The 235-nt window shown below is 70.6% G+C and carries 1 protein-coding gene; it reads right to left on the reverse strand.

Features of this window, described 5'->3' with window-relative positions:
• Positions 1 to 235: PspA/IM30 family protein (locus HKX41_13605; GenBank protein NNC25169.1), on the reverse strand; the 235-nt coding region annotated here is incomplete at both ends.

The following is a 235-nucleotide window of genomic DNA, read 5'->3' on the forward strand; positions in this document are numbered from 1 at the left end:
CGATGATGCCGGCGTCGCGCAGTTTGCGTTCCAACGCATCGCCGCTGTCGTGGCGCGCCAGTTCCGCCGCCGCCTCCATGCGCGCGCCGCGTTCGGCCTGTTTGAGCTTGATCCGGGCCAGCGAATCGACCGCGGTCTGCAGCCGGTTGTGCGGCCCGGCGTAGCGCTGCGCGACCGCGGCCTGCGCGCGCTGCATGCTTTCGGTGGCCTTGACCGTGTCAAGCAGCAGCTCGAC

This window comes from Salifodinibacter halophilus (genome assembly GCA_012999515.1).
GTDB classification, from domain to species: Bacteria; Pseudomonadota; Gammaproteobacteria; order Nevskiales; family Salinisphaeraceae; genus Salifodinibacter; species Salifodinibacter halophilus.